8 protein-coding genes are annotated in these 13,614 nt (G+C 65.6%); 4 read left to right on the top strand and 4 right to left on the bottom strand.

The genetic code is table 11. The annotated features are described in order from the left end of the window. Positions 1–207: 207 nt before the first annotated feature. The 3 genes from H5T73_04420 to H5T73_04410 all read right to left on the bottom strand — a co-directional run bounded on the left by H5T73_04420 (position 208) and on the right by H5T73_04410 (position 3,621). Positions 208–1,638, bottom strand: a complete 1,431-nt coding sequence (locus H5T73_04420; protein MBC7247011.1) for a CoA-binding protein — start codon at positions 1,636–1,638, stop codon at positions 208–210. Positions 1,639–1,845: 207 nt separating this feature from the next. Further along, on the bottom strand, positions 1,846–2,784 hold the full coding sequence (gene cysK / locus H5T73_04415; GenBank protein MBC7247010.1) for a cysteine synthase A: 939 nt from the start codon (positions 2,782–2,784) through the stop codon (positions 1,846–1,848). Positions 2,785–2,814: 30 nt separating this feature from the next. Then, positions 2,815–3,621: a 1-acyl-sn-glycerol-3-phosphate acyltransferase gene (locus H5T73_04410; protein ID MBC7247009.1), complete on the bottom strand. Its 807-nt coding sequence runs from the start codon at positions 3,619–3,621 to the stop codon at positions 2,815–2,817. A gap of 378 nt (positions 3,622–3,999) precedes the next feature. Between H5T73_04410 and H5T73_04405 the strand changes: the two genes are divergently transcribed. The 3 genes from H5T73_04405 (at position 4,000) to H5T73_04395 (ending at position 10,867) form a co-directional block, all read left to right on the top strand. Beyond that, complete coding sequence (locus tag H5T73_04405) at positions 4,000–5,793, top strand: NAD(P)/FAD-dependent oxidoreductase (protein MBC7247008.1); 1,794 nt, start codon at positions 4,000–4,002, stop codon at positions 5,791–5,793. A 410-nt stretch (positions 5,794–6,203) separates the two neighbouring features. Further along, positions 6,204–8,753 carry a PAS domain S-box protein gene (locus H5T73_04400; protein MBC7247007.1) on the top strand — a complete coding sequence of 850 codons (2,550 nt, stop codon included), beginning with the start codon at positions 6,204–6,206 and terminating at the stop codon, positions 8,751–8,753. Positions 8,754–9,172: 419 nt separating this feature from the next. Then, positions 9,173–10,867, top strand: coding sequence for an AMP-binding protein (locus H5T73_04395; protein ID MBC7247006.1), 1,695 nt, complete (start codon positions 9,173–9,175; stop codon positions 10,865–10,867). A 274-nt stretch (positions 10,868–11,141) separates the two neighbouring features. Here H5T73_04395 and H5T73_04390 read toward each other — a convergent pair whose 3' ends face one another. Next, positions 11,142–12,209, bottom strand: coding sequence for a hypothetical protein (locus tag H5T73_04390; GenBank protein ID MBC7247005.1), 1,068 nt, complete (start codon positions 12,207–12,209; stop codon positions 11,142–11,144). 312 nt (positions 12,210–12,521) lie between these two features. Here H5T73_04390 and H5T73_04385 point away from each other — a divergent pair, with 312 nt between their 5' ends. Continuing rightward, on the top strand, positions 12,522–13,604 hold the full coding sequence (locus H5T73_04385) for a DUF362 domain-containing protein (GenBank protein MBC7247004.1): 1,083 nt from the start codon (positions 12,522–12,524) through the stop codon (positions 13,602–13,604). Positions 13,605–13,614: the final 10 nt, after the last annotated feature.

Raw genomic sequence — 13,614 nt, 5'->3', positions numbered from 1 at the left:
CAAAGGTCGGCGCTAGCCCAAGGACTTAAGAATCGGGTTCACGAGTGGCTGCGGGTCTACTGGGTCTACTTCGACGGGTGGGATGTATGCTCTCTCTACACCACGTGTGCCGTGTGTGCCTGGCGTTCCTTACATCGATCCGGTTCGTGTAGGATTTATACCCAGGTACAGGAAGGGAATAAACATCGTCTGCGGGAAACCCGAGCCTTACGCTCGCGCGGCGTGATCACGACCGGCCAACCTCTCCCGGGCCCGGCGGTAGACGTGAAGGGCGGCGAGGGCGCGGGCCGCCCGCTCGGGGGAATGTAGCACGGGGACGTCGGGCCCCACGGCGCGGTCCAGGTCGTCCAGGAAGCCCTGGTCGCCGATGGAGCAGGCCACCAGCGGCTTCTCCGGGGCCAGCTCCCGCAGGCCCGCGGTGCTGCCCAGGAAATCCTTTACCGAGACCCCACGTATCATGAACTCCCGGAAGGTGGCGAAGGGGATGACCATGATGGAGAGCACCATGTCGATGCCGGGGTCCTCCAGGAGGGCCTGCATGGCCGGGAGGTAGGCACCGGAGGGCCCTACGTCCAGGGGATTGCGCACGTTCATCCAGCGGGGCGCGATGGCGCGCATGCGCCGCGTCGTCTCCTCGCCCAGTGGAGGCAGGAGCAATCCCGCCTCCACGGCGGCGTCCGTGGCCAGGGCTCCCAGGGAACCGCTGGAGGTGGCGATGCCCAGTCGGTTGCCCCGCGGCAGGGGCTGGGTGGAGAAGACGCGGGCCAGGTCCACCAGCTCGTCCAGGCTCCGGGCGCGCACGGCTCCCGCCTGGCGGAAGGCCGCCTCGTAGAGGGCGTCCTCCCCGGACATGCTCCCGGTGTGGGAGGCGGTGGCCTCCCTCCCCTTGCCGGTGCGGCCGCTCTTCAGGATGAGCACCGGCTTGTCGGGGGTCACGCGGCGCAGGGTGTCCACCAGCCTGCGGCCGTCGGCGGCCCCCTCCAGGTACATCATGACCAGGCGGGTTCCAGGGTCGCCGTGCATGTACTCGAGCACCTCGCACTCGTCCACGTCCATGCGGTTCCCCAGGGTCACCGCCTTGGATATGTAGACCCCCCGCTGGTGCAGGCCGTCCAGGAGGATGTTCCCGAAAACCCCGCTCTGGGCGATAACCCCCACCGGCCCCGGCGTGAGGGCCTCCTCCACCAGCTCCACGGTGGAGAAGCGATTGGCGGTGTTGATGACCCCCACGCAGTTGGGGCCGATTATGCGCATCCCGTAGCGCGCGGCCGCCTCCCGGCACCTCTCCTGGCGCTCCCTTCCCTCCTCCCCCACCTCGGTGAAGCCGGCGCTTTCGATGACCACGTGCCTGATGCCGCGCTCCCCCAGCTCCTCGAGAGTGCGCGGCACCGCCTCGGCGGGCACGATGACCACCGCGAGGTCGGGGTCTCCGGGCACCTCGGCCACGCCCGGGTAAAGGGGCATGCCGTGCAGCTCTCCCCCTGCGGGGTTCACCAGGAAGAGCCGGTCTCCCCAGCCCTGTCGCTGCAGGGCGAGGGGAAGCACGAAGCCGAAGCCGGGCGAGCGCCGGGCACCCACGATGACCACGCCGCGGGGCTCGAAGAACGGCCTCAAGTCGCCTCTATCATTATCTTCCATGAAGCGATCCTTTCTTTTGCCGGCTTCCCCCAACCCCGAAAATCCTTACCGTCATAGCCTACATTATAGCAATGGGAGCCGGCTGCTCTCTTTCCTTGATGCATGACTCTCCCCGACGTGTCGCGCTTCGCCCACGCCGTCCGCCGCACACGCATACCCGCACCTCTACCCGTGATTCCCTGCAGGAAAGTGCGATCCAAAGACTCCTCACCGGGAATCCGCGGTGTCGAACAGCCACGTGGAGAGATAGCGTTCGCCGCTGTCGGGCAGGATCACCACCACGAACTTTCCCCGGTTCTCCGGCCTGCGGGCCACCTGCAGCGCCGCCCAAGCGGCGGCTCCCGAGGAGACGCCGGCCAGGATGCCCTCCTCCCGGGCCAGCCGACGGGACATGGCGCCGGCGTCCTCGTCCCTCACCCGTATGACCTCGTCGATGAAGTCCCTTCTCAGCACCTTGGGGACGAAACCCGCCCCGATCCCCTGTATGCGGTGAGGCCCGGGTTGCCCGCCGGAAAGCACCGGCGAGGCATCCGGCTCCACCGCCACCACCCGGAACGAGGGCTTCTTCTCCTTGATCGCCTCGGCCACGCCGGTGAGCGTCCCGCCGGTGCCCACCCCGCCGACAAGGATGTCCACCCGCCCCCCGCTGTCCTCCCATATCTCGCGGGCGGTGGTCTCCCGGTGGGCGGCGGGGTTGGCGGGGTTCTCGAACTGACGCATCATCACCGCCCCGGGAGTGGAGCGTAGCAACTCCTCCGCCCTGCTCACCGCCCCCTTCATGCCCTCCTCCCCGGGCGTGAGCACCACCCGAGCCCCCATTATTTCCAGGATCTTCCTTCTCTCCGCGCTCATGGTCTCGGGCATGGTGAGGATGAGCCGGTAACCGCGAGCGGCGCAGACGAAGGCCAGGGCGATGCCGGTGTTGCCGCTGGTGGGCTCGACGATCACGCTGCCCTCTCGCAGCAGGCCCCTGCGCTCCGCGTCCTCGATCATGCTCACCCCGATGCGGTCCTTGACGCTCGACAGGGGGTTGAACGATTCCAGCTTGGCGTAGACCTCGGCCCCGCAATCCTGCGTGACCCGGTTCAGCCTCACCAGCGGGGTGTTCCCTACCGTCTCTGTGATATCCCGGAACAGTCCCGGCATCGCCGCCTCCTTTCCCCTCAACCGCGCCCCTCAGGCCCTGACCTTCTTCCAGCCCGGCGGGAGGAGCTCCATCACGCGGTCGCGGATGAACTCGTTGTCCTCCTCCTCGGCCAGGCGGAAGAAGACGTCGAAGGGGATGTCCTGGCGGGAGACGAAATCGGTGACGATGCGGATCATCCTGGCGATGAGCTTCATGCCCTTCTTGTCCATGGGGACGGTGTCCACCCACTGGCGCAGGGTCTCCACCTGCTGGATGAAGCGCCCCTCCGCCTTCTCCCCCAGCTCCTCCAGCACCTCGTACATCCTCCTCTTGGGGGGAAGGGTGAAGAGCTTGCCGATGTTCACCTGTATGCCCCCGTCCTCCCTGCGGTAGACGGCCACGGGCAGAATGGGTGCCGGGGCGGCCCGCGCCAGGTTGGCCACCCCGAACTGGAAGGGCTTGACCTCGCCCGGCTTGCTGCGGGTCCCCTCGGGGAAGACGAAGACCAGCTCCCCCCGGCGAAGGTACTTCAGGCTCAGGCGGATGGCGTCCGAGTTGTCCCCTCCCGAACGGTCGATGGGGATGACCCCGAAGACCTTCCAGAGCATCCTGCCCAGGAAACCCTCCGCCCCCGTCTCGATCTCCTTCTTGGCCCAAGGCCACATGTGGTGATGGAGGAGGGCAGGCTTGAGGGCCAGGGCGACGGCTATGATGTCCGTGCTGCTCTGGTGGTTGGAGACCACGATGAAGGGACCGTACCGCGGCACGTTCTCGCGCCCGCTGACCCCGAGCCTGTACTTCCCTGACCTCGCCACCAGGGCGAAGGGTATCCTGAATATCACGTAACGCAGCCACATTGAGGACCCGCCTCGCTCACGCGTGCCTAAAACAAACCCTCCACCGCATATTAACCGAGAGGGTACGGGATGTCACCCCGCCACACCGGGTCGCCCCCGGGGCGCAGTCTTTCCGGTCTGGCTGCGAGCGACGCCGGCCCACGGGGAACGCCCGCGGCGGGCCATGGGCAGGGAGGGGCCAGGGCATCAAGCGGGTAGAATAGATGGAAACGGCATATCACGAAGCACCATGCGCGGGGAAGAACACCGGACCTGCCGGGTGCAGGGAGAGGGACGGGCCGCACGCCGTTGGAACGCCGCCGCGAGGCCGTAAACCGGGCGAGCGTTTATGTTCTATCGCGAGTTCCATCCCGAGCGTGACGAGATGCGGGGGGACGCATGGGAACGGAAGACGAGTGGGACGTGATCGTGGTGGGGGCAGGCCTGGGCGGGCTCACCGCAGCCGTAAGGCTGCTGCGTGAGGGCCTGCGGGTGCTGGTCCTGGAGGCGGGCCCCCATCCCGGCGGGACCGCCTACTCCTACCGCCGGAAGGGATACCACTTCCCCATGGGCCCCCTGGGATTCGCCCACCCGGAACTGGTCGAAGGAGTCCTCTTTCAACTCGGCACAAGGGAAACGCCATCCTTCCAGCGCGTTCACTACCGCCTGCACGCCTTCGGCATCTCCGCACCCCTTTCACTCCCCTACCAGGAAATGGTAACAGAGCTTTCCGCCCTCTTCCCGGGGGAAAAAGAGGGGGTCACGAGGTTTTTCCTGGACATGTCCTCGCTGTCCGGGCAATTGCGGGCGCGCATCGGCAGCATATCTCCCATGGCGCGGATCTTGGCGCCCGGCAGACCCCCGCAAGGGAAGAAGGCTGCACATGTGCAGGGAAAACCCGCGGCGCCGCACGGCGACCCGGGGGCCGAAGGACCCCCGGAACCCCCTGACCCGCGCGCGAGCGCCGCTTCCTACCTGGTAAATATAACCAGGGACTGGCGGCTGCGGCGCATCCTGGGCAGCGCGGGGACGCGGGAGCCCTATGCCGGGCTGGGCTTTCTCGCCTCCATGTGGTCCCTTCTCTGCGAGAGCGGCATCCACTATCCCCGGGGAGGTATGCGCGGGCTCTGCGACCTCCTGGCCGCCCCCCTCGGATGGAGCGCCCTCCCCGCCCGCGGGCAGGATAACGGTTGGGGGCACGCCGGCGGGATGCGGGGTCTGCCACAGCCGGGCGCGCCAGGGGAGGCCGCATGCCCGGAAACGCCCCCACGGCCCGGCTGCGCGATCGTGGACGGAGAGCGCGCAGGGCTACCGAGGGGGGTGCTCCTCCTGCGCTGCCCCGCACACCGTATCGTGGTGGATAAAGGGAGGGTGAAGGGTGTGATCGCGGGAGGCGGGACCTTCTACCGCGCGTCCGCCGTCGTGTGCAACACCGACTTCAAGCACGCCTTCCTGCGCCTCCTGGAACCAGGGGATGTCCCGGCGGAAATCGTGAGGGCGATCGCCGCGGCCCGGCAGACCTCCTCCAACCTGCAGGTCTGCCTGGGTATCGACACGGACCGCGTGGACCTCTCCGCTTTCCGCGAGGGACATCGCGTCATCTACCGCCGGTGGAGCGGCGGCCATCCCCGGGACGGTGGGCCCGACTGGTCCCGGGACGAGATAGACCCACGGGACCTGGCGGGCGAAGAAACGGAGGTCGCCCTGCTGAGCGCGGACGACCCTTCACTTGCCCCGGAGGGCAGGGCGGTGCTGGTCATCCGGACGCCCGCGGAACACTCCCATTTCCGGGCATACCGCCCCTCGCCCGGCAGGAGAACGGCCACCTACGCTTCCTACAAGAGTCGCTTGGGCCTGGCCCTGGTGGAAGAGGTTTCCAACCTGCTCCCAGGACTGCAGGGGTCCGTCGAGGTCATGGACGTGGCCACGCCCCTCACCTTCGAGGAGCGCGGCGGACGCAGCGAGGGCGCGGTCGCCGGCTGGTCCTGGGATTTCAGGGACAACCCGTCGGGGGAGGCGCGGGAGCTTGTCCGCACCCCCATTGCCGGCCTCTTCATGGCCGGTCACCAGGCTTTTTCCATGCTGGCCATGGGCGGTGTCCCCTCCGCCTTGTTCAGCGGGTTGCGGGCTGCGGAGTACGTGCTGGCCGGAGCGGATCCCGCGGACGGCATGGACATCCCCGGCATGCCTTAACGGCCGGTCTTGCCGCGGACGCGTGCCGCGGTCCGCCCGGATCTATCCGTTTTCAGTTCCCCTGCCGGTGTGCATCCCGCCCTCGCCCTCGCCGCCGGGTAGGGCGGGCACGGGAACCGGTCAACGACAGGCACCGCATAACGCACTTTATGCAAACGCATCTTGTGCCGAATCATCAATTGCAGGGAAACGGATGCGGGAGAAGGCGCGGCACCCCGCGGAAAGGCCGAAGGAACCGGGTGGGTGGCGGACCCGCGGCGAAGAAGCAGCCGGGTTGGCGGCATGCCTGCGGGAAAGATCCACCGCGTGGTCGGACCCCTTGCCATGGGGCCGCGGTCGGAATCCCGCCGACCCTGATGCGAAGGACGGGAGGTTACAGGAGTTGAGCGGCAGCGAAACGGAGGAACGACTTGTCTCTACGTAGGAAAGCCGTACTTGCTTCCGTTCTCACCTTCCTGCTCCTGATGGGGCTGCTCCACCTGTTGTCCTGGGTGTTCATCATGGGCGGATACCGGGGCCTCGAAAGGAAGGAGGCGGAGGAAAACGCCGCGCGTGCCCTGGACGCCGTCCGCAGCGAGGTCGATGACCTCTCGCGCACGACCAGGGACTGGGCCGTGTGGGACGATACCTACGCCTTCATGGAGGACCGCTCCCGGGAATACGTGGAGGCCAACCTGAACGAGGGTTCCCTCGTGGGCATACGCGTGCAGGCCGTCGCGTTCCTCGACGTCGAGGGAGGGATCGTTCAAGCCAAGGGCATGGACCTCGTCCGGGAGCGGGAAACACCACTCCCGACGGGCCTCCTCGCTCACCTCTCTCCCGGCTCCCCCCTCCTGCAACCCGCGAGCACAGGGGAGGGCGTCTCCGGATTGCTCATGACGCTCGATGGACCTTTCCTGGTCTCCTCCCAACCCATCCTCACCAGCAGGGGCGTGGGCCCCCCGCGGGGCGCCCTGGTCATGGGCCGCCTGCTGGACGAGGAGGAGATGGCGCGCATCATCGCCCCTTTCCGCCTTGATGTCGAGTTAGGGGCCGCGGGCCTGAAGACGGACGACGCCGACTGGCTGCAGGCGGAGAGCCGCCTGCTGGGGGGAGAGGAGTTCCCCGTACAGGTGCAGGGCTCGAACCACTTGCATGCCTACGGCTTGCTGCAGGATATACGCGGGAATCCCGCACTCATCCTGCGGGTGAACATGGAAAGGACCATCCACCGCGAGGGCCTGCGCACCTTCTTCTATTACATGGCCTTTCTGGCCATGTCCTCGCTGGTCATCTTCGCCATGATCTTCCTCCTGCTCGAAAGGACCTTCCTGCGCCGCGTGAGCCGCCTCGACCGGGAGATCGCCGCCATCGGCGACGCGGGAGACCCTTCCCTCCGCGTCGCCGCGAGCGGGAAAGACGAGATAGCGAGTCTCAGCCGCTCCATCAACGGCATGCTGGACAGACTGGAGGGAGAAGAACGGCGTTTCCGCTCCCTCATCGAGAACTCCCTGGACCTCATCCTCATCCTCGATGCGGAGGGAAGGGTCACCTACCAGAGCCCTTCCGTCGCAAGGGTGCTCGGATACAGCGAGCGGGAGCTGGCGGAGAGCGACATCTTCGAGTTCGTACATCCGGGGGACAGGAACAGGGCCCGCGACGTCTTTCTCAGGTCCCGGGAACACCCGGGCTCGCGTGGACATCACGAGGTCCGCTTCCGGCACCGAGACGGCAACTGGCTGCAACTGGAGGTGACCGGCTACAACCTCCTCCGCGACCCGGCCGTGGGAGGGGTGGTGATCAACGCCCGCGACATCAGCGAGCGCAGCCGCGCCCGCGCCCGCCTGGAGACGCTCAACCGCCTCTTCACCTCCCTGGGCCCGGACGTCATCGCCAACATCGAGAGGATTATCCTCGCCGCAAGGGAAATCCTGGAAGCGGATCATATCTCCTACGCCCGCGAGGAAAGGGGCCGGCTCTCCATCCTCTTCACCACGCCGCATGGGGTGGATTTCCGGGTCCACGAAAACCCCGCCGGCTGTTTTCTCCACCACCTCATCGAGGAGGGTGTCCGGGAAACGGTCTTCCACGGCGGGGAAGCGTTACAGGTCCGCTGCCGCGACTGCGCCTTCTCCCTGTACGATAAGTATTCCTCTTGCGCCAGCCACCCCGTGGTAAGCATGGGAAGGACCATGGGGTTCCTCTCCGTATTCAGCCGGGAGGAAAGGGTGCTCTCGGACGCCGAGGCGGAGATGCTGGGAACCCTGGCACGCGCCCTGGCGGTGGAGGAAGAACGGCTCTCCCGCGAACAGGGCCTCAAGGACTTCATCGACATCGCCTCCCACGAGCTGCGACACCCGATCACCCTCATGAAGGGTTACGCCATAACCCTGCTCGATTACGAGGACATGATGTCGCGGGAGGCGAAAAGGGATATACTGGAAACCATCAGCGCCGGTGCGGACCGCCTGGACATGCTGCTGAGGGAACTGCTCGACGTCTCCCGCATAGAGCGGGGGCGCTTTCCCCTCAACCGCAGAAACACGGATGTTGGACCCCTCATCGAGAATGCCGTCAGGGAGATGGAAGGCAAGGGGTTCGCGGGCCGCTTCAGGATATCGGTGCCTCCCGGGCTGTCCCCGCGCCGTATCGACCCGGAGAGGATAACCCGCCTCCTCATCATCCTCCTGGACAACGCGGTGAATTTCTCGCCGGACGGCTCGCCGGTGGAGATCTCCGCCGCGGAGCGTTCCGGCGAGCTGTGGGTCTCGGTCATGGACCGGGGCCCCGGGGTTCCGGAAAAGGACCGGGAGCGCATCTTCGAGCGCTTCTACCAGGTGGATGAGGTGCTCCACCACTCCAAGCCGGGAATGGGGCTGGGCCTCTACATCGCCCGGGAGATCGTGGAAGCCCACGGAGGGCGCATCTGGTACGAACCCCGCCCTGGGGGCGGCTCCACCTTCCGCTTCACCCTGAGGTGAAACACCGGGTCCGCTTCCCGGGCCACGGCATGCTTCCTGCGATCGCCCCGTTCGCCGCCATGGCGCAGGCAACCTCCACGGTGTCGGTGGGCGAACCCACGGCATGACGCCGGTGACCTCCCCATACGCTGCAGATGGGCGCCTCTCCGTTCTCAACCAGCACACGCCCCGGCCGGCCGCGGTAGCCGATTTACACCTCATGAGCGATCTTTGTTATATTAGGGGCGGGGTAGGCAGTCGGCAGGAGGTAGTACGCGCGGGCACGTGCAACGGAGGAGGCCGGGGGAGAAGACCTTCGCTCCGGCAAGCGAAGCACCTGTTCCGGGAGGCGCCGCAGAAACCCGGTCGTGATGTGGGCCGCCCCGCGCACATACGAATACCGAACGGGATGGAGGCATCTACGGTAAGGAGGGGGTAAGATGAGCGACGTTTACGCCGGTAAACCCTGGTTGCAGAACTACGATGAGCACGTTCCGCCCACCCTGCAGTACGAGGAAAAGACCTTCGCCGAGAAGTTCCGGGAGGCGGTGAAAAGATACCCGGACAAGACGTGCATCATCTACATGGGCCGCGAGATCACCTATCGCCAGATGGATAAGCTCTCCAACCAGCTGGCCGCCTACCTCATCTCACAGGGCCTGAAGCCCGACGACGTGGTGGGCATGCACATGCCCAACATCCCCGCCCACTACATCGGCGTGGTGGCGGTGCAGAAGGCGGGGGGCGTTTCCACGGGCCTGAGCCCCCTGCTCACCGCCCACGAGATGGAGCACCAGCTCAGGGACTCCGGGGCCAAGGTCATCCTGACCACCGACATCCTCTTCGACAAGGTCGCCGAGGTGGCGGACAGGGTGGACTTCTCCACGGTACTCGTCAGCGGCATCGGCGATTTCATGCCGGCGCCGCTGCGCATCCTGGGAAAGCTCGCCAAGAAGATCCCCACCGCGGAGACGCGGCCCCTGGCCGGCAAGAAGGTGGTGCCCTTCCTCGAGGCCATCAAGGGCATGCCCTCCGACCCGGTGGAGGTGAAGCGGTCCATGGACGACCTCATCTTCCTCATGTACACGGGCGGCACCACGGGGCCCGCCAAGGGGGCCATGCTCACCCAGCGCAGCTACATGTGCAACCGCCTGCAGACCCTCACCTGGCTGGACCTCAAGCCGGACGAGGTGGCCGTCTCAGCCTTCCCCCTCTTCCACATCGCGGGCCTTGCCCTGGGAGGGTTCTGCATCACCTACGGGGCCACCCAGGTGTGCGTGCCCGACCCGCGCGACACCCACCGCCTGGTGGCCTTCATCAAGAAGCACAGGCCGACCGTCGTGGTCAACGTGCCTACCGTCTTCTACCAGCTCATGAAGGAGGAGGGCTTCAAGAAGCTCGATTTCTCGGGCATCAAGTTCTGCCTCAGCGCGGCGGCCCCCTTCCCCCCGGAGAGCATCGGCGAGCTGGAGGGCGTTATCGGCAAGAACCGCTTCATCGAGCTCTACGGCATGACCGAGACCTCCCCCGTCACCTGCTGCAACCCCCGCTACGGCACGAAGAAGCCCGGCTCCATCGGCATGCCCCTCCCCGACACCGAGTTCAAGCTGGTGGACCCCGAAACCGGAGAGCTGGCCGCCCCGGGCGATCCCGGGGAGATCGCCGTGCGCGGCCCGCAGCTCATGCAGGGTTACTTCGGCAAGCCCGAGGAGACGGCCAACGCCGTGCGCGACGGTTGGATGTACACCGGCGACGTGGCCTACATGGACGAGGACGGTTACTTCTACATCGTGGACCGTGTGAAGGACATGGTCAACGTCTCCGGCTTCAAGGTCTTCACACGTGAGCTGGACGACGTGCTGGTCAAGCACCCCGACGTGGACATGGCCGCCTCCATCGGCGTGCCCGACCCGGAACGACCGGGCTCGGAGCGGGTGGCGGCGTTCATCATCCTCAAGCCGGGCGTGGAGAGAAGCGACGCGGAGAAAGAAAAGCTCCTGGGGTACCTGCGCGAGAACGTGGCTCCCTACAAGGTCCCCAAGGTCCTGGAGTTCGTGGACCAGCTTCCCTTGAGCGGCGTGGGCAAGATCCTCAAGCGCGAGCTGAAGGAGATGGCCAAGGACAAGCTGGGCTGAGTACCGCGGTTTATCAATCCGGCCCGCGCTAGGGGTTGGTTTTACGGCGCTTGCTTGCTCCCGAAGCTTGTAGCCGTTTAACCACGGAGAGCATCCGGTGCCGTCCGCTCTCTTGCGCGCGAGACCCGTCCATGGGAAGAGGGGACCGGTCTATTGGAAGAAAGTGTCGCTACACCGCGCCGTAGGCACGCGCAGAAGCCGGCCTCCAGGGAAAGCATGATACGGTCAGAACTTACGCGACAGGTTGTGCTTTCCTGCCACCACAACGGCTGCATCAGGCGGAGATGACGATATGGAGGTCGCCCGCCTCGTCGACCTTCCACTCCACCCGTGACTCCACCCCGTGGAGGTCTTCGTACATCCCCTGCACGAACCCCACCACCACCGGGGGCAGGCACACGTTGCGTTGCAGCATCTCGAGCTTGCGGGAATCCACTTCGAGGAGTCCCAGGTTGCCCAGTCCCCGCAGGGCGAGCTCGTGGCGGAACGCCTCCCTGTCCTCGAGAAGTCCCGGGGGCAGCACGCCGCCGCGGGCGTAGCCCCGCACGGCATCCACCACCATGGCTGGGATCTCCTCTCCCAGCTCCTTTTCCAGCTCCTCGAAGATGGGCATGATGAGGTTGGGGCCGCTTATGGAAAGCCGCCTGCCGGTGATCTTGCTGGTGATGGTGCCCTCTTCCACGTTCCAGGACAGGTTCTGCAGCGACTTCGGGACCCCGCAGGTCCCGCATCTCTCCAGATCGAGGTCGCCGTCCCGGTGCTCGTACATGCGCGGCGCCAGCCTCTCCCTCAGGTCTTCCGGGTGTGGTGAAGGAAAGGCGGTCATTTCGTAAACCCCGGGGGCCACCTCCGCATACCTTACATCGTGGTCGTACCCCAACATGGCCTCGTAGGCGGCGCCGTGCGTCGCCGCGGTCAGGTACACGGAGAAAGGACGCTTGATGCTCACGACGTGGAAATCATCCTCGTCCTGCCGGTAACGCGATTCGCGTTCCTCGTACCTTCCGAACCCCGTCAGTGCGGCCACCTCGATGAGGCCCTTGTGCAGGTTATCCAGGCTGAGCGTGCCCGCCCTTATCATGTCGCCAACGCCTTCCGGCAGGAGGGATGCGACATACATGCGCACGGCCGCCTGCGCCGTGGTGATCACGATATGCTCTATCGAGGTCCCGAGAGTCCGCTCCACCTCGTTTACGACATGGTCGAAAAACTCGAACTCCAGGAAGGTCAGGCGCTCGTGGGTCAGCGTGGCGTTTATGATATCCCCGTTGTTCAGCCAAAGGTGCTGGCTGCTGAAGTAGGAGGGAACACCACACTCGGCACACAGTTCCTGCATCTTCACATCATCTCCTTGCACTCGCACATGCTTTCGCCGCTCATGGTCATGTTACCTTCCTCCGACGAAATTACGCGCTGTTCCATATCATGTTCCCCGCGACGCACTCACCGCGGCGCCCTCCGCTTAAGCCTCCTCCAGCGGAACCCTCCGCTAACATATATAATAGTTTGGAACAAAATGGGGAAACCTTGACCTACCGGAAACGAACGGCATCGGGCTTATCCACGCATGAAGGAGCCGGTCGGTAAGGCGCGAGGAAATGTATTAAAATGGGTGCGACAGGTCGCCTTGCCGTAAAGGAGAGGAGGTACACGCATGTCCGAAGTCTACCTGGCCAACATGCACTGCGGCCCCAACCGGGGGATGCTGCACAAGCTCTCCGAGCTCTGCAAGAAGGTAGGCCTGAAGGGGATCATCGAGGAAAGGGACTTCGTGGCCATAAAGACCTCCTTCGGGGAAGCGGGGAGCACCGCCTATATCCCCGTCATCTATATACGAACCATGGTCGATGAGGTGAAGAAGGCTGGAGGGAGGCCCTTCGTCAGCGATTCCAACACCCTCTACGTGGGGGGGAGGGCTCACGCGCTGAGGCACCTGCAGACCGCCGCCGCCAACGGCTTCACCATGGAGACGACTGGTGCGCCCGTCATCATCGCCGACGGCCTGCGCGGCCACGATTTCCACGAGGTGCCCATCGAGGGGGAGCTGCTCAAGTCGGTGAAGATCGCCTCCGCCTTCTACCAGGCCGATGCCTTCGTGGTCATGTCCCATCTCACCGGCCACGAGTTCATGGGCTTCGGGGGCGCCCTGAAGAACGTGGGGATGGGCATGGGGAGCCGGGGCGGCAAGCAGCAGATGCACTCGGACATCAAGCCGGCGGTGAACCGCGAGCGCTGCATCGGGTGCGGCAAGTGCCTGGAGTGGTGCCCTGCGGGCGCCATCAGCCTCACCGGCAAGGGCAAGGAAAAATATGCCAAGATAGACCGCGGCAAGTGCATCGGGTGCGGGGAATGCACCGTCATGTGCTTCAAGGCGGCCATCCAGGTGCGCCTCACCGGGGTGCTGGAGAACGCGCAGAAGAAGGTGGTGGAGTACTGCATGGGAGCGCTCAAGGGCAAGGAGAACAAGGTCGCCTTCTTCAGCTTCCTCATCAACGTCACCCCGGACTGCGACTGCTGGAACTACAACGACGCCCGCGTGGTTGAGGATATCGGCATCCTGGCCAGCCGGGATATCGTGGCCATAGAGCAGGCCAGCCTGGACCTCCTGAACGAAAGGGCGGGCCGGGACGTCTTCCACTCCATCTACCCCGTGGTGGACTGCCAGAAGCAGGTGGACTACGCGGAGAAGATGGGCCTGGGCAGCAAGAAATACGAACTCATCCCCATCGACGACTGAGCGGGAGCGC

The sequence above is a fragment of the Actinomycetota bacterium genome, assembly GCA_014360655.1.
Lineage (GTDB): Bacteria > Actinomycetota > Geothermincolia > Geothermincolales > RBG-13-55-18 > JACIXC01.
This window is presented reverse-complemented; position numbering and strand designations above follow the sequence as displayed.